The 15437-nt window shown below is 64.0% G+C and carries 13 protein-coding genes and 1 pseudogene; 5 read left to right on the top strand and 9 right to left on the bottom strand.

What is annotated here, in order from left to right; all coding sequences use genetic code 11:
- Positions 1 to 181: 181 nt before the first annotated feature.
- Positions 182 to 2827 (bottom strand): aminopeptidase N, encoded by a 2646-nt coding sequence (gene pepN / locus CK220_RS19145; protein ID WP_095813033.1) that lies wholly within the window; start codon positions 2825 to 2827, stop codon positions 182 to 184.
- A gap of 155 nt (positions 2828 to 2982) precedes the next feature.
- Here pepN and CK220_RS19140 point away from each other — a divergent pair, with 155 nt between their 5' ends.
- Positions 2983 to 3930 carry a DMT family transporter gene (locus CK220_RS19140; RefSeq protein ID WP_095813032.1) on the top strand — a complete coding sequence of 316 codons (948 nt, stop codon included), beginning with the start codon at positions 2983 to 2985 and terminating at the stop codon, positions 3928 to 3930.
- Positions 3931 to 3932: 2 nt separating this feature from the next.
- On the opposite strand, the pseudogene CK220_RS19135 reads toward CK220_RS19140, so the two are convergent.
- From CK220_RS19135 to CK220_RS19125, 3 genes and pseudogenes are all read right to left on the bottom strand, one after another.
- Positions 3933 to 4744, bottom strand: a pseudogene (locus CK220_RS19135) (helix-turn-helix transcriptional regulator).
- Positions 4745 to 5005: 261 nt separating this feature from the next.
- A complete protein-coding gene (locus CK220_RS19130) occupies positions 5006 to 5926 on the bottom strand; it encodes a uracil-DNA glycosylase (protein WP_095813031.1) in 921 nt (306 codons plus the stop codon).
- Positions 5927 to 5994: 68 nt separating this feature from the next.
- The gene (locus tag CK220_RS19125) at positions 5995 to 6633 is read right to left on the bottom strand and encodes a hypothetical protein (protein WP_095813030.1); all 639 of its coding nucleotides are present in this window, start codon (positions 6631 to 6633) and stop codon (positions 5995 to 5997) included.
- 251 nt (positions 6634 to 6884) lie between these two features.
- On the opposite strand from CK220_RS19125, the gene CK220_RS19120 reads away from it, so the two are divergent.
- Both CK220_RS19120 and CK220_RS19115 read left to right on the top strand, forming a co-directional pair.
- Positions 6885 to 8564: an electron transfer flavoprotein-ubiquinone oxidoreductase gene (locus CK220_RS19120; RefSeq protein WP_095813029.1), complete on the top strand. Its 1680-nt coding sequence runs from the start codon at positions 6885 to 6887 to the stop codon at positions 8562 to 8564.
- Positions 8565 to 8739: 175 nt separating this feature from the next.
- On the top strand, positions 8740 to 9333 hold the full coding sequence (locus tag CK220_RS19115) for a DUF922 domain-containing protein (RefSeq protein WP_095813028.1): 594 nt from the start codon (positions 8740 to 8742) through the stop codon (positions 9331 to 9333).
- A 44-nt stretch (positions 9334 to 9377) separates the two neighbouring features.
- On the opposite strand, the gene CK220_RS19110 is transcribed toward CK220_RS19115, so the two are convergent.
- The 5 genes from CK220_RS19110 to CK220_RS19095 all read right to left on the bottom strand — a co-directional run bounded on the left by CK220_RS19110 (position 9378) and on the right by CK220_RS19095 (position 13043).
- On the bottom strand, positions 9378 to 10415 hold the full coding sequence (locus CK220_RS19110) for an endonuclease/exonuclease/phosphatase family protein (protein ID WP_245429275.1): 1038 nt from the start codon (positions 10413 to 10415) through the stop codon (positions 9378 to 9380).
- Positions 10416 to 10527: 112 nt separating this feature from the next.
- Positions 10528 to 11988: an AMP nucleosidase gene (locus CK220_RS19105; RefSeq protein ID WP_245429273.1), complete on the bottom strand. Its 1461-nt coding sequence runs from the start codon at positions 11986 to 11988 to the stop codon at positions 10528 to 10530.
- 126 nt (positions 11989 to 12114) lie between these two features.
- A complete protein-coding gene (locus tag CK220_RS19100) occupies positions 12115 to 12309 on the bottom strand; it encodes a hypothetical protein (RefSeq protein WP_095813026.1) in 195 nt (64 codons plus the stop codon).
- 32 nt (positions 12310 to 12341) lie between these two features.
- The gene (locus CK220_RS31980) at positions 12342 to 12494 is read right to left on the bottom strand and encodes a hypothetical protein (RefSeq protein WP_176479133.1); all 153 of its coding nucleotides are present in this window, start codon (positions 12492 to 12494) and stop codon (positions 12342 to 12344) included.
- A 207-nt stretch (positions 12495 to 12701) separates the two neighbouring features.
- Positions 12702 to 13043, bottom strand: a complete 342-nt coding sequence (locus CK220_RS19095; protein WP_095813025.1) for a DUF2147 domain-containing protein — start codon at positions 13041 to 13043, stop codon at positions 12702 to 12704.
- A gap of 435 nt (positions 13044 to 13478) precedes the next feature.
- On the opposite strand from CK220_RS19095, the gene CK220_RS19090 reads away from it, so the two are divergent.
- Both CK220_RS19090 and CK220_RS19085 read left to right on the top strand, forming a co-directional pair.
- Complete coding sequence (locus CK220_RS19090) at positions 13479 to 13745, top strand: sel1 repeat family protein (RefSeq protein WP_095813024.1); 267 nt, start codon at positions 13479 to 13481, stop codon at positions 13743 to 13745.
- A gap of 378 nt (positions 13746 to 14123) precedes the next feature.
- Positions 14124 to 15245 carry an ABC transporter substrate-binding protein gene (locus tag CK220_RS19085; protein ID WP_095813023.1) on the top strand — a complete coding sequence of 374 codons (1122 nt, stop codon included), beginning with the start codon at positions 14124 to 14126 and terminating at the stop codon, positions 15243 to 15245.
- Positions 15246 to 15437 lie beyond the last annotated feature (192 nt).

The raw sequence follows: 15437 nt of genomic DNA, 5'->3' as shown, positions 1-15437 counted from the left end.
GCCTCCCTCCCCGTTGAGGGGAGGGTGGACAGCCGCCGAAGGCGGATGGACGGGCGGGGTCGCTGCGGCAGTGCTCGGCCTCAACCGACCGCAGCTCGATCTTGTCTTGGACTAAGGATGGAGCACTTCACCGAGGACCCCTCCCGGCCCTGCGGGCCACCCTGCCCTCAAGGGGGAGGGATCACGCCAGCGTCCGCTCCACGATGTCGCGCAAATCAGCCGACAGGTTCTCGGCGTTCGCAATCTGCAGCAGTGCCTGCCTTGCTTTGTTCTGCCGGACCGCTTCCAGCGAGCGCCAGGATCGGAGCGCCGTCGCCAGCCGTGCCGCCACTTGCGGATTGCGCTTCTCAACCTCCAGCACGGTCTCGGCGAAGAAGCGGTAGCCCTGGCCGTCGGCGAGATGGAAGCCGGTCTGATTGGCGCTGGAGAACGTGCCGATCAGCGAGCGCACCCGGTTCGGATTCGCGATCGAGAAGGCAGGGTGCTGCATCAGCGCGCGCACCTTTTCGACGGTCAGCGGTCCCGGCACTCCGGCCTGGATCTGGAACCATTTGTCGAGCACCAGCGCATCGCCGCGATATCTCGTCTCGAAGGCCGACAGTGCCTCCTCCGCTTGCGCGGAGCCGGCATGACGATGCGCCAGCACGGTCAGCGCTGCCGCGCGGTCAGTCATGTTGGTGGCGCCGTTGAAATGCCGCCCCGCAAGCGCCGCGCCTTCGGATAGCAGCGAAAGATAATCGAGCAGGATGTTGCGCAGCGCGCGCCGCCCAGCGCTTGCCGCGTCGGGCGTGAACGGACCGTTGTCGGCCAGGCTGGCGTAGAGGGCCGAGAAGATCTCGCGGTTCCCTATGGCGATCGTCCGCGCCAGCGCCTCGCGGGCGGCGAAAATGGCGTCGGGATCGATGCCCTGGCCAATGTCGCGCGCAATGTCGGCCTCGCCGGGGAGCGACAGGGCCAGCGCCCGGTAGGCCGGCTCCAGCGTCTCGTCGCGGGCAATCCTTCCGGCAAGCTCGGCGAGCTTTGCGTCGAAGGCCGGCTCTTTGCCGCCCAGCAGCTGGCGGAACGCCGCGATGAGCGCGTCGGTGAGCAGCGTGTTGAAGGCCTGCCAGCGCGAGAAAGGGTCGCTGTCATGGCTGGCGAGGAACAACTGGTCATCGGCCTTCTGCTGCACCGAGAGCGTGACCGGCGCCGAGAAGCCGCGGTTGAGCGACACCGAAGGCCGCTCCGAAACGCCCGAGAAGCGCACCGTGTGCCGCCGCTTTCGGACGTGGATGATGCCGTCCTCGACGGCGGCGCCATCGACGGCTGTCCAGGCGACAGGCTTGCCGCCGGCGCCGACCAGGCCGAATGCCAGGGGAATATGCATCAGCCGCTTGCGGCTTTCCGAGGGCGTCGGCGGCACCGACTGTTCGATCTCCAGCGTGAATGCCTTGGCCGCCGCATTGTAAGAGGAACTCACCGTCAGGTTCGGCGTACCGGCCTGATGGTACCATAGCGCGAACTGCGCGAGGTCTCGGCCCGAGACGTCCTCGAACACTTTGAGGAAGTCCTCGATCGTCGCCGCTTCGCCGTCATGCCGCTCGAAATAGAGATCCATACCGGCGCGGAACGTCTCCGCGCCGAGGATGGTGCGGATCATGCGCACCACTTCCGAGCCCTTCTCGTAGACTGTTGCCGTGTAGAAGTTGTTGATCTCGCGATAGCGCCGCGGCCTGACGGGGTGCGCCAGCGGCCCCTGGTCCTCGGGGAACTGATGCGCGCGCAGCGTGCGCACCTCGGCGATGCGCTTCACCGCGCGCGAACGCTGGTCGGCCGAGAATTCGTGATCGCGGTAAACCGTCAGTCCTTCCTTCAGACAGAGCTGGAACCAGTCGCGGCAAGTGATTCTGTTGCCAGTCCAATTGTGGAAATATTCATGCGCGATGATCGCCTCGATATTGGCGAAATCGGCATCGGTCGCCGTCTCCTCGTCGGCCAGCACATATTTGTCGTTGAAGATGTTGAGGCCCTTGTTCTCCATCGCGCCCATGTTGAAGTCGGACACGGCGACGATGTTGAAGACGTCGAGGTCGTATTCGCGGCCGAAGGCCTCTTCGTCCCATTTCATCGAGCGCTTCAGCGCATCCATCGCGTAGCCGGCGAGCCGCTCCTTGCCGGGCTCGACATAGATGCCGAGCCCGACCTCGCGGCCCGACAGGGTGGTGAAGCTGCCTGCGACCTTGCCGAGCGCGCCAGCCACCAGCGCAAACAGGTAGGAAGGTTTCGGGAAGGGGTCGTGCCAGACGGCAAAGTGCCGGCCGTCGGCGAGCGCTCCACTTTCTACGGGATTGCCGTTGGACAGCAGCAGCGGCGCCTCGTTGCGCGGCGCCTCGATGCGCACGGTGTAGACCGAGAGGACGTCTGGACGGTCGAGGAAATAGGTAATGCGGCGAAAACCCTCCGCCTCGCATTGCGTGCAATAGACATTGTTGGAGCGATAAAGGCCCATCAGCGCCTCGTTGCTGGCCGGCGCGACCTCGGTCTCGAGACGAAGCTCGAAGCGCCGTGCCGCCGGCGGCGTCGGAATGGTCAGTTGTTCGGGCGTTGCCTGATAGTCGGCTTCCGAGAGTACCTGCCCTTCGATGGCAACGCCGAGCAGCTTCAGCCCGTCGCCGTCGAGCACCAGCGGCGCGGAAGCGGCGACCCCCTGGCGTCGCTCGACGGTGAGCACGGCAGTGACGCGGGTAGCATCCGGAGACAGACGGAAATCGAGGCTGGTCCGCGGAATGAGATAGTCGCTGGGGCGGTAGTCTTCGAGCTTGAAGACATGGCCGGTATCTGTGCGCATTCCGTGGTTTTTCCTGTCGATTTTCGTGGCGGAGACTGTGTCCGCTGGTCCAAGAAATTTGAGGTCCGCGCTCTTTACACGAAACGGCCACTCGACAAAACTGCGGCACGGCCTATTTCAGGGCGCCGTTTTCCAATCATCCCCGCGAGGCATAGATGACCGTCGATCATGCCGTCGGCCACAACACGCTGCGCGGCATCGCGCTCAAGATCGTCTCGGTGGCGGTGTTCGTCGGAATGCAGACCTGCATCAAGGCTTCCGGCGACGTGCCCGCCGGTCAGATCGTCTTCTTCCGCTCTTTCTTCGCCATCTTCCCGATCATCGCCTTCCTGGCCTTCAAGGGACAGCTGGCCATCGCATTCACCACGAAACGGCCGTTCAACCACATCGCGCGCGGCGTCGTTGGCGTCGGCGCCATGGGGCTCGGCTTCTTCGCGCTGACCCGGCTGCCGCTGCCCGAAGCGATCACGCTGAATTATGCCCAGCCGCTGCTGGTCGTGGTGTTCTCTTCGATCTTCCTGGGCGAGACGATCCGCGTCTATCGCTGGAGCGCGGTTGTCGTCGGTCTTGTCGGCGTGCTCATCATCTCCTGGCCGGAACTGACGCTGTTGAATTCCGACGAGGCGCTCCACGACCAGGAGGTGCTTGGCGTCATGGCAGCGCTGATCGCCGCGGCGATCTCGGCCGTCGCCATGCTTCTGGTGCGCAATCTCGTGCAAACCGAGAAGACGGCAACCATCGTGCTGTGGTTCTCCTCGACGGCGAGCGTGCTGGCGCTGCTCACCGTGCCTTTCGGCTGGCAGATGCTGACGCCGATGCAAACCGCGCTGCTTGTCATGGCTGGCTTCTGCGGCGGGCTCGGGCAGATCCTGATGACGGCCGCCTACCGCCACGCCGAGGCTTCGGTCGTGGCGCCTTTCGAATATACCTCGATGATTCTCGGCGTCGTCATCGGCTATCTTGTGTTCGGCGACGTGACGTCGTTCAGCACGCTGATCGGCGGCATGATCGTGGTGGCCGCCGGCATCTTCATCATCTGGCGCGAACGGCAACTTGGCCTCGAGCGCACGCGCACCCGAAGGGCGACGCCGCCGCAGGGGTAAGCCTACGAAGCGGCCGTCCGCTCTTTCGCCAGCCGCACCAGCACGGTCCGCGTCTGCTCGTCGGCCGGGAAAAAAGATTCGATCGCCAGCTCCGACAGCGTGACGTCGAGCGGCGTGCCGAAAACGGTGATCGTGCTGATGAAGGACAGCACCTGATCGCCATGTGCGAGCCGCAGCGAATGCACTATGCCGTTCGGCTCGACCGGCGCCGGACGGCTGCTTTTCAGCCCGGACGGATAGGTGCGCAGCTCGCGCTCCAGTTCGATCAGCGCCGGATCGCCAGTTGCGTCGTTCTGGTGCTTGAGGCGCTCCAACAGATGTGCGCGCCATTCCGCCAGGTTGACGATGCGCGGCGCCACGCCACCCGGATGCAGGCTGAGCCGGAGCACATTGACCGGCGGCGCGAGCAGGGACGGCTCGAAATGTCGGCCAGGAACGGGCCGATCGCCGCGTTGGCGCAAACCAGGTTCCAGTGCCGGTCGACCGCCAGCGCCGGGAAGGGCTCGTGGCCCTTGAGCACCGTCTCGACCGCGGCCATCGCCGGCGCCAGCGTCGCATCGCTCAGCGGCCTTTCGCTGAAGCTCGGCGCGAAGCCGGCCGCGAGCAAAAGCTGGTTGCGCTGGCGCAGCGGGATCGAAAGCTGCTCGGCCAGATGCAGCACCATCTCACGCGAAGGCTGGGCGCGGCCGCTTTCGACGAAGGAAAGATGCCGCTGCGAGATATCGGCTTCCATGGCGAGGTCGAGCTGGCTCATGCGTCGGCGCGTGCGCCACTCGCGAATGAGGCTGCCCGCGGAAATGTCGGATGTTGTCATGGGGGATGAGTAGGGCGGCGAGGGGCGGAGTTCAATTACCTCGGAGGTTATTGGTTCCCTCTTGCCTCGGAGATTGGCGAAGGCGGGTAGCGCCGGCCGATCTCCCCCCTTGTGGGGGAGATGCCTGGCAAGGCAGGGAGGGCGCTGTCCCGCCAGCTTGTCAGTGTTTAGGCTGCCGTCCTGAGAGAAATAGGATGCAGAGGCCGGGATCCTTCGCGCCCTCCTCTGTCCTGCCGGACATCTCCCCCACGAGGGGGGAGATCAGCTCATTTTCAGCTTGGCCTTCACCTCGAGAAAATCCCGCCAGGCCAATTTCTTGTGCGCCGGCGTTCTCAGCAGATAGGCCGGATGCAGAGTTGGCATGGCCGGAATGACCGTGCCTGAGGCGGTCGTATGCGCACGCCAATTGCCCCGCAACCGCAGGATGCCCTCGGTGGTGTTGAGCAGCGTCTTGGCGGAAGGGCCGCCGAGATTGACCAGCACCTTCGGATTGACCAGCTCGATCTGCCTTTCGATGAACGGGCGGCAGATCTCCGTCTCGTGCGGCGTCGGCGTCCGGTTGCCCGGCGGACGCCACGGGATGACGTTGGCGATATACGCCGATGTCCGGTCGAGGCCGATTGCTGCCAGCATGCTGTCGAGCAGCCGTCCGGAGCGGCCGACGAATGGCAGCCCTTCGAGGTCCTCGTCGCGGCCCGGCGCCTCGCCGACGAGCATCAGGTCGGCATTCGGGTTGCCGTCGGCGAAGACCAGGTTCTTGGCGGTGAATTTGAGATTGCAACCGTCGAACGCCGCCATGTGCTGGCGCAACTCGTCAAGCGTCGAGGCGCTCGCCGCCAGCTGCCCCGCGAGCTTGATCTGCCCCTCGTCGGGGACCGTAGCGGTGGTGAGCGTCGGGCGCCGCGGCGCATCGGGCACTTGGCGTGCGTCCAGCCCGGTCGATGCCGCCGGCCGTTCCGCCGCCCGGCCTGCCTCGAATCTGGGCTCCGATGCCGGCCGCCCCTCGTGCCCGCTTTCACGCACGGTCGCGGCCTGCACAGGCGCCCGCTCGGCTTGCTTGGGCCTGGCCTCGGCGAACCGGTTGACAGGCGTGTCTTCCACCGCCTCGTCAACGCCGGTGCTGGCATAGAAGGCCAGCAGCTCTGCGATATCGATCGGGTTGTTCGGGGAGGCGGCAGTCATGGCGCCACCATCGTCCGCGCGGCAAAGATTTGCAACCGCCGGGAATTCGCCATTCAGCGCAATGTCTGTCAGCCCGTCGGTATGCGTGGATCCTGCACCAGGAAAAATGTCCAGCGCGGCGTGTAGTCGGTGATCAGGAACTCGAAGGTCGCCGTCTTCAGCGGGTCGACCTTGCCGTTCTTGAACAAGAGCCGGTCATAGGGTTCGAACTGGCGGTCGAAATCGGCGAAGTTGCTCGAGACGATGTTATCGGGATTCTTGTTGCGCTGGTCGAAGGAGAGACCGTCGCCGAATACGCTCGGCTGGTCGAGGATTTCCTGCAGCTCGAACTGGAACTCGACCCAGGGCAGGGAGCTATTGTTGAGCACGTCGATGCGCATGTACATGACCCCGTTGGCCACGTTGCCGGCCCTGCCAAAGGCTTCGATCGGCTTGATTGCGCGGATGGTCAGCGTCACCGGTGTCGCCGAATTCAGCTCCTCGGTGATGACCAGCGGGTCATCCTTGGTGCCAACTCCGGAGGCGCCGGTAATGCGGAAGCCGCCGAGCTCGTCGGAAAAGGAGTAGGCCCCGGCCGCCCAGACTTTCTGCGGATCGGCCTGGGCGACACCGAGCGAAAAGAGGAGCGGAAGAACCGCGCGGCAGAGCACGCCGGGCGTGAAGAGTAAGCGCTTCATTGAAAAGCCGGTTGGCTCGGGGGTGCGCATGCGGCCAAGTATTGCCGATAAGCAAGCCGTCGAACAATTAAAAACGTGCCGGACAGGCCTGGCCTTCCAACTGCATGGCCCTGGCCTATGCTTCGCTCTCGCCTGTCCGATGGCCGTTTCGTATGGAACACCGCGACTTTTTGTCGAAATCGGCTTTGTCACGCCAGCGCCGGTTTCGCGTCGCGAATTGATGCGCTATGCAGCGCGTGAGCCAGCAAAATGCGAGAATAGCGCGAGCCAGCGAGGGGCAGATGAGCGAAATCGAACGCGAGAGCATGGAATTCGACGTGGTCATCGTCGGCGCCGGTCCGGCTGGGCTTGCCGCGGCGATCCGTCTGAAGCAGCTCAACCCCGACCTTTCCGTCGTCGTTCTGGAAAAGGGCGGCGAGGTGGGCGCCCATATCCTGTCCGGCGCCGTCGTCGACCCGATCGGCATCGACCGCCTTTTGCCGGGCTGGCGCGAGGAGGAAGGGCACCCTTTCAAGACGCCTGTCACCGACGATCATTTCCTGGTGCTCGGCCCTGCCGGTTCCTTCCGCCTGCCCAACTTCCTGATGCCGCCGCTGATGAACAATCATGGCAACTACATCGTCTCGCTCGGAAATGTCTGCCGCTGGCTGGCGACCAAGGCCGAAGCGCTCGGCGTCGAGATTTATCCCGGCTTTGCCGCGGCGAGCCTTGTCTACAACGAAGTCGGCGCCGTGACCGGCGTGATCACTGGCGACATGGGCGTCGAGAAGGACGGCACGCATGGCCCGGCCTACGCCCCGGGCATGGCGCTGATGGGCAGATACGTGCTGATCGGCGAGGGCGCGCGCGGCTCTTTAGCCAAGCAGTTGATCGCGAAGTACCAGCTCGCCGACGGCCGCGAGCCCGCCAAGTTCGGCATCGGCCTCAAGGAACTCTGGCAGGTCAAGCCTGAGAACCACAAGCCGGGGCTGGTGCAGCACTCCTTCGGCTGGCCGCTCGACATGAAGACCGGCGGCGGCTCCTTCCTCTATCATCTGGAGGACAACCAGGTGGCGGTCGGCTTCGTCGTTCACCTGAACTACAAGAATCCTTGGCTCTCGCCCTTCGAGGAATTCCAGCGCTTCAAGACTCATCCGGCGATCAAAGGCACCTTCGAGGGTGCCAAGCGGATCGGCTATGGCGCGCGCGCCATCACCGAGGGCGGCTGGCAGTCGGTGCCGAAACTCTCCTTCCCCGGCGGCGTGCTGATGGGCTGCGCGGCCGGCTTCGTCAACGTGCCGCGCATCAAGGGCTCTCACAATGCGGTGCTGTCCGGCATGCTGGCGGCCGAGCATGTCGCGGACGCCATTGCCGCCGGCCGGGCCAATGATGAACTCGCCTCCTATGAAGACGCCTGGCGCGGCAGCGACATCGGCAAGGACCTGAAGAAGGTGCGCAACGTCAAGCCGCTGTGGTCGCGCTTCGGCACCATCGTCGGTGTCGGCATCGGCGGACTCGACATGTGGCTGAACACGCTGTTCGGCTTCTCGCCCTTCGGCACGCTGAAGCACGGCAAGGCCGACTATGCGACGCTCGAGCCCGCCTCCAAGCATCAGAAAATCGCCTATCCGAAGGCGGATGGCGTCTTGACCTTCGACCGGCTCTCCTCGGTGTTTTTGTCAAACACCAACCATGAGGAAAACGAGCCCGTGCACCTCATCGTCGGCGACATGGCGCTGCAGCAGCGTTCCGAGCACGACGTTTTTGCCGGCCCCTCGACCCGCTACTGCCCGGCCGGCGTCTATGAGTGGGTAGACAAGGACGGCAACGCCGCCGCCGATCCGTCCGCCAAGGACGTGCGCTTCGTCATCAACGCGCAGAACTGCGTCCACTGCAAGACCTGCGATATCAAGGACCCGAACCGGAACATCAACTGGGTGCCGCCGCAAGGCGGAGAGGGGCCGGTCTACCAGGGCATGTGAGCCCCACGTCTCGCCCGGGCCGGCTCGACAGCCGCCGTCCTGCGGGAGAAGCTCGCTCGAGCCGGGTAAGGGGCGGTACCTACGAGCAATACCGGTTGCGACGGCGCAACCTCAAGGCTGTTGAATCCGCTGCCTGCTTGTGTTCCCTTTCCGTGAGGATAGGGAGGAGACGGTTATGCGCATGGCGGCTCTGACATGCCTTGTCGCTCTCGGCGCGCTTTGCGCGCCGCAGGCTTCGGCCGGCACCAGGGTGCTGGTCCAGACGCGCACCTATGACATTGCCGGCAATTCCGGCGGGGCGCTCATCAAGGCCATGGCCAGCAAAGGTCCCAAGCACGGCTTCATGACGCGTGCCATTGCCCAGACCGCCTATACGGTCGACTGGGAGCTTGGCGTTGTCCAGGACAACCGCTCGTGCCGAATACGCCAGGCGAACGGAACGCTCAATCTCTTCTTCACTTTCCCCCGCTTGGCGTCGCCGGCAACGCCTGCGTTGAAGAAGCGCTGGAACCGGTTCTCCGCCGGCGTGCGTTCACATGAGGGAACTCATGGCCGCATCGCCCGGGAAATGATGCGCTTCACCGAGCGCTCGATCACCGGTCTTGCGGTCGCTAACGACCCCTATTGCTACAAGGCACGCACCGAGGCGCGCCGACGCATCCAGGCCGCCTACGCCGAATACGAAACCAGGCAAAATGCCTTCGATGCCCGCGAGCACCGTGACGGCGGCCATGTCGAGCACCTTGTCGCGGCTTTGATCAGCCCTTAGCGGCACAAGCAGAAACCGTCGATGTGGCGGGAAGGAATGCGACGCTAACTGCCCGTCTTGCCAAGTCGTGCGTTTGCCGCCAGCGCCGACTGGTGCTCGTCCTCGGGCTGTCGGCCGTCGGACCGCAACGAGAACTCGACCAGCACCGGCAAGTGGTCGGAGCCGGCGTCTTCCAGCCGCGTCGCCGAATGGATCGTCACGGCGCCCTTGCTGAACACCTGGTCGATCGGCAGGCCGGCGAAGCGCCGGACGAAATCCGGCAGCTTCCGGTGGATCCAGGTCGGCCCGGCCGACGGCATGACGGTCAGTCCGCCGAGCGAGGCGACGCGGCGCACCGCCGCGCTCCACGGCGCGGCGTTGCAGTCGCCGGCCATGATGGCGGTTTCGCCGAGCGCGGCAAGCGGCTCCGCCAACTCGCCGATCTGCCAGTACTGCTCGCGCGGCCAGGGCCAGCTCAAATGGATTGCCGCGACGTCGACACCGATGCCCCCGAAATCGATCGTGGCGGTCGCCATCGCGCCGCGCGGCTCGCAATGCGGCGCGGTGCCGGGGGCAAAAGGCCGCCGCGAGAGCAGCGCGACGCCGAATATGCCGTTGGGGTAGGGGCAGAGGATGCGGTACGGATAGGCACCGGTGATATAGCCGAGCTCTCTCGTCCACATTCCCGACACTTCGTCGAGGGTGATCACATCAGGGTTGGTGCGGCCGATCAGCGACAGCACCTTCTTGGGCGTCGGATTGTCGAAGCGAAGATTCATCTGCAGCAGTCTATAGACGATACGGTCGGCAGGTTTGGCGACCGCCTGATGCGGCCACAACCCGGGCAGCGCGCTGGCCGTCGTGGCGAGGCAGGCGAGGGCGAAGAGCAGCGCTGCTGCCGCCTGCAGCCGGGACGAACTGGCAAGCAGCGCCAGCGCCAGCAGCGCCGTGAGCACGCTCAGATGAATGCGAAAATGCGAGAACGAATCGAGGGCCGGATGCAGCGCGCCGAGGAATCCGGCCAGCAGCGCGGCCGAGAGTGCCGTCATCGCCAGGAAAGCCACCCCAGCCGTCATGTTCGAGCGCGCGCCGCCTATGGTCATGTCAGTCTTGTTCTGCCGAATGCCGCCGGCAACCTGTTTGCAGCGATATAATCTCGCTCAGGCCTGCTTATCGGCAAAATTGCGGCCCGGGCAAGACGACGAGTTGCCTCGGCTACTGGAAAGCAGTCTCGGAGAAGCTTCTCAACTTGCGCGAATGCAGCCGCTCCATCGGCATTTCCGCCAGCTTCTCCATCGCCCTGATGCCGATGGTGAGGTGCTGCGCCACCTGCCGCTTGTAGAACTCGGTCGCCATGCCGGGCAGTTTCAGCTCGCCGTGCAGCGGTTTGTCGGAGACGCACAGCAGCGTCCCGTACGGCACGCGGAAGCGGAAGCCGTTGGCGGCGATGGTTGCCGATTCCATGTCGAGCGCGATGGCGCGCGACTGCGACAGGCGCTGCACCGGTCCGCGCTGGTCGCGGAGTTCCCAGTTGCGGTTGTCGATGGTGGCGACGGTGCCGGTGCGCATGATGCGCTTGAGATCGTAGCCGGAAAGTCCCGTCACTTCGGCGACCGCTTCCTGCAGCGCCACCTGGATCTCGGCCAGCGGCGGGATCGGCACCCAGACCGGCAGGTCGTCGTCGAGCACATGATCCTCGCGCACATAGGCATGGGCCAGCACATAGTCGCCCAGCGCCTGCGTGTTGCGCAGGCCGGCGCAGTGGCCGAGCATCACCCAGGCATGTGGCCGAAGCACCGCGATGTGGTCCGTGATGGTCTTGGCATTGGACGGGCCGACGCCGATATTGACCATGGTGATGCCGCCATGGCCCGGCTTCTTCAGGTGGTAGGCCGGCATTTGCGGCAGGCGCTGTGGCGGGGTGCCTGGGCTCGCCGCGCCGGCCCCGGCCCTAGTCACGAGGTTGCCCGGCTCGACGAATTCGTTGTAGCCGCCACCGCCGCTCTCCATCAGCTCGCGGGCCCGCGCCACGAACTCGTCGATGTAGAACTGGTAATTGGTGAACAGCACGAAATTCTGGAAATGCTGCGGGCTGGTCGCCGTGTAGTGCGTCATGCGGTGCAGCGAATAGTCGATGCGCTGTGCCGTGAACGGCGCCAGCGGCCTCGGCTCGCCGAATGCCACCTCGAAAGTGCCGTTGGCGATCTGGTCGTCGGTGCCGTCGAGATCCGGCACGTCGAACAGGTCGCGGATCGGCCGCCTGATGCGCTCGGCAGCCGTGCCGTCGACATATGTGCCTTCCAGAAAGGCGAAATGCAGCGGGATCGGCGTCGTCGATTCCGACACCGTGACCTGGACGCCGTGATTGCGCATGATGAGCCGAAGCTGCTCGACGAGATAGTTCTCGAACAGCTTCGGCTGGGTAATGGTAGTGGCAAAATGCCCGGGCGTCGGCATATGGCCGTAGGCCTGGCGTGAGTCGATCTGTGTGAACGAAGTGGTGGTGACGCCGATCTGCGGATAGAAGGCGCGGTAGCGCCTGCTCTCGTCGCCGCCTGCGGCGAGCTTGGCGAAGGAATCGCGCAGGAACTTGGTGTTGCGGTCGTAGAGCGCCTCCAGCGCCGCGACCGCCTTCTTGGCGTCGTCAAAACTCTGCCTGCCGAAAGGCTCCGGCATGACGACCGATTCGATGGCTTGGGGGTAGATTCGCTTTTCCATGGCCCAATATAGGGATTTGGAACAGCGCTTGGGAGGGGGAGGCGGGCGCGAAGCCCGCCTGCGGCGTATTTTTCTCTGGCCGTGTCAGCCGCGCTGCAGGCTGACCAGCAGCACGAAGCCGATGCCTGCCTTTTTCGGCGCCGGCGCCTCGATGACCGAACCGGCGTCGGCGCGCATCATCGGCACCGCCAGCACAGGAGCGGCAAGCAGCATCAGGATGAGCATCGCCCGCGGCAGGAGCCGAAGAGCTTTGAGGGTGGAGGCAGCGATGCGGTTCATGGTGGTCGTTCCGGTTTCGAGTATTGGTCGTTTCAGCGGCCGAAATGGTTCATGCAGTCCAGCCGGCAGGTGTCGGCCATTCCCGATGAGCGCGCCGGACGGCCGGCTTCGGCCACGAGAATGGCGAAGAACATGCCGAACAGGCTCATCAACAGACAGACGATGGTGAAGCGGCGGACAAGCATTGGTCTCTCCTTCAATGACGAGGAGAATGCCCGAATGCCTCTGAACCGGTTCTGAGACCGGCATTCATCTGCCGTTCAAATAGATTGATGGGGTTCCTGACCCCAAGGGCTACGAATTGCCTTGTCCAGCGTTGCGCCCAGAGAGGGCGCTCAAAAAGAAAAACGGGGCACGCTAGGCCCCGTTTTGCATCGCCATCTGTGCGACTATCAGAGTTTGGTCCAGGTCTGGCTCTTGCAGATCAGGCCGCCGAGCACGCAGCCGCTCATCTTCAGCGAGGTGCCGGAAAGCGTCGCCTTGCCGGAATAGGTCTTGTCGGTTTCCGGGTCCGTTATGGTGCCGGTGTACTTGTTGTCGCCGGCCGCCTTGAAGGAGCCGATCGTCTTGCCGGCATATTTGCCGGACTTGAGCGTGATGGAAAACGCCCCGCTGCCGGCGATCGCCGCGGTCGATCCGGCCTGCGTCTTCCAATTGCCCTCGATCGGGTCGGCCGACGCGGCGCCTGCCATCATCAAGGTGGCCGCAAGGGCCAGGCTGACTTTTCGAAACATGCTTGTCCTCCCTTTAGGGTTCCGGCGGTCCTCGTTCCGCCTCTCTGTCCCTTACGCAAACGTAAAGCTAATCCAGCTATCGCCAAAACGAAAGCGGTGCCGTGACGGAAGCTTGTATGGATTTTGGCCGCGTCGGTCGCCGAAAATGAATGGACGGCGAAAAAGGCTTCGATTTCCGTGGTTAGCGAAGTCTTGATTCCCGCGCCTCAAATTTTCCTCGAATTTAGCGCAGATCGGCTGAATTGCTGGATTCCTATGCTTAACAGTTCTTCGCGTTTACCTCTTGTTTTAGCTTTGTTTTCTTCAAATTAAGCAAGCCATTTAACGACGGATTCAAGGCGAGCCGTCATCCTCGAAAGCATCGAAAGAGCGGCCCGCCCAGGGGACTTCCAGGGACAGAAGGAGGCAGCTCTCGGGAGCAGACAGGGGATTGAAATGGCACGTTTTGAAATGCTTGAAGCCGGCTTCGGCGCCATGGGGGCAACTGCCCAGGCCGACATTCTTTTCGAACTGGGCATGATGTATGCGACCGGCCGCGATTGCGAGACCGACATCATTGCCGCCCACAAATGGTTCAACATCGCCGCGATCAAGGGCTCGCTCCGCGCCGCGGAATTGCGCTCGGAACTGTCGGCCACGATGTCGAAGCCGGAGATCGCCAAGGCGCTGCGCGAAGCGCGCGAATGGATGACGATGCACTGATTTTACGGGCTAAGGCCCGGAAGCTCTCAGGGGACAAGGCCGCGAAAAGACGGCCGGCTAACCAGACCAAGAATGCGGCAGGTCAACGAACCTAAGCCGTGCGACAACACAGGGAAGCGAGCGGGTTCAGGCGCGCGGGGCGCCGGGAATCTCGACTGCAAAAGCCGCGACCGGCCGGGACAAGGCCGGCGCGGCTTTTGCATTTGCGCAGTCACCGGCTGTATGGGAACGGCGGCTTGGCCCAAGAACTCCCCGTCGAAATGAACCAAATCCCGATACATTGTGCTCTCGACAGTTCCGGCGAAGGGTGAAATTGTCCCGGCTCTCTGGAAGAAGCGTGGCCGGAACGGCCGCGCGCAATGGAGGAGTTCTATTGTCATGAAAAGATTGGGTATTTTGAGCGCGGCCGCATTGGGCCTGATGATGAGCGCATCGGTTGCCTTCGCCGACGACATCACCATTTCGGTGGTCGGCCCGATGACCGGCCAGCTCGCCACCATCGGCGACCAGTTCAAGCAGGGCGCGCAGGCGGCCGCCGACGCCATCAATGCCGCCGGTGGCGTCAACGGCAACAAGATCAAGCTCGACATCCAGGACGACCAGTGCGATCCCAAGCAGGCCGTCTCGGTCGCCAACCGCATCGTCGCCGACGGCACCAAATTCGTCGACGGCCATGCCTGCTCGGGCTCGAGCATTCCGGCCTCCGCCGTCTATGCCGAAGCCGGCACGCTGATGATGAGCCCGGCCTCGTCGAACCCGGTGCTGACCGATGCCGCGGCCAAGGCCGGCTGGCCGACGATCATGCGCCTCTACACCCGTGATGACGCGCAGGGCGCCTTCATCGGTCCGTGGATCGCCAAGAAGTATGCCGGCAAGAACGTCGTCGTGCTGCACGACAAGAGCGCCTATGGTCAGGGCGTGGCCGATGCGGTGAAGGCGACGATGAACGCCGGCGGCCTCAAGGAGGTCGACTACGAAGGCATCAATGCCGGCGAGAAGGACTATTCGGCTCTGGTCACCAAGCTGAAGGACCTCAAGGCCGACGTCGTCTATTTCGGCGGCTATCACCCCGAAGCCGGCCTCATCCTGCGCCAGGCGGCCGAGCAGAACGTCAAGTTCCAGCTGATCATGCCGGACTCGATCGCCTCGCCGGAATTCTGGCAGGTCGCCGGCCCGGCGGGCGAAGGCACCATGTTCGTCTTCCCGTCGGATCCGCAGGCAAAGCCCGAGGCCAAGGACGCGGTCGCCAAGATCAAGGCCGGCGGCTTCACCCCGGAAGGCTTCACGCTGTTCTCCTACGCCGTGGTCCAGGCCATAGCGGAGGGCGTCAAGCGCGCCGGCACGGACGATCCAGGCAAGGTCGCTGCGGCATTGAAGGACGGCAAGCCGATCAGCACCGTCGTCGGCGACGTGATCTTCGACGAGAAGGGCGACCTGAAGAACGCCAGCTACGACATCAACCAGTGGCACGACGGCAAATACGCGCCGATCAAGCCGTAGTTCGTTCTGCAGATCGAAATGGCCGGGTTTGTCCCGGCCATTTTTTCGTATGTGCCTTGGCACTGGTGTGAGCCGAGGCCGGCGCTCCACGGGCCCCTCTGGGGTCCTGCCGCCCTAGAGCGGGATGAATTTGGATTGAATCGAAGGGATTCCCAAGGGTCTGCAAATCAGATTCAAGATGCTGGCTGGGAG

It is taken from the genome of Mesorhizobium sp. WSM3860 (assembly GCF_002294995.1).
Taxonomy (GTDB): domain Bacteria; phylum Pseudomonadota; class Alphaproteobacteria; order Rhizobiales; family Rhizobiaceae; genus Mesorhizobium.
This window is presented reverse-complemented; position numbering and strand designations above follow the sequence as displayed.

What these genes read in the sequence shown, in the direction of transcription:
- CK220_RS19120 (WP_095813029.1), top strand. Translation starts at nt 6,885, where the DNA reads ATGAGCGAAATCGAACGCGAGAGCATGGAATTCGACGTGGTCATCGTC.
- CK220_RS19110 (WP_245429275.1), bottom strand. Translation starts at nt 10,415, where the DNA reads ATGACCATAGGCGGCGCGCGCTCGAACATGACGGCTGGGGTGGCTTTC.
- CK220_RS31980 (WP_176479133.1), bottom strand. Translation starts at nt 12,494, where the DNA reads ATGCTTGTCCGCCGCTTCACCATCGTCTGTCTGTTGATGAGCCTGTTC.
- pepN (WP_095813033.1), bottom strand. Translation starts at nt 2,827, where the DNA reads ATGCGCACAGATACCGGCCATGTCTTCAAGCTCGAAGACTACCGCCCC.
- CK220_RS19090 (WP_095813024.1), top strand. Translation starts at nt 13,479, where the DNA reads ATGGCACGTTTTGAAATGCTTGAAGCCGGCTTCGGCGCCATGGGGGCA.
- CK220_RS19130 (WP_095813031.1), bottom strand. Translation starts at nt 5,926, where the DNA reads ATGACTGCCGCCTCCCCGAACAACCCGATCGATATCGCAGAGCTGCTG.
- CK220_RS19140 (WP_095813032.1), top strand. Translation starts at nt 2,983, where the DNA reads ATGACCGTCGATCATGCCGTCGGCCACAACACGCTGCGCGGCATCGCG.
- CK220_RS19095 (WP_095813025.1), bottom strand. Translation starts at nt 13,043, where the DNA reads ATGTTTCGAAAAGTCAGCCTGGCCCTTGCGGCCACCTTGATGATGGCA.
- CK220_RS19115 (WP_095813028.1), top strand. Translation starts at nt 8,740, where the DNA reads ATGCGCATGGCGGCTCTGACATGCCTTGTCGCTCTCGGCGCGCTTTGC.
- CK220_RS19125 (WP_095813030.1), bottom strand. Translation starts at nt 6,633, where the DNA reads ATGCGCACCCCCGAGCCAACCGGCTTTTCAATGAAGCGCTTACTCTTC.
- CK220_RS19105 (WP_245429273.1), bottom strand. Translation starts at nt 11,988, where the DNA reads ATGCCGGAGCCTTTCGGCAGGCAGAGTTTTGACGACGCCAAGAAGGCG.
- CK220_RS19100 (WP_095813026.1), bottom strand. Translation starts at nt 12,309, where the DNA reads ATGAACCGCATCGCTGCCTCCACCCTCAAAGCTCTTCGGCTCCTGCCG.
- CK220_RS19085 (WP_095813023.1), top strand. Translation starts at nt 14,124, where the DNA reads ATGAAAAGATTGGGTATTTTGAGCGCGGCCGCATTGGGCCTGATGATG.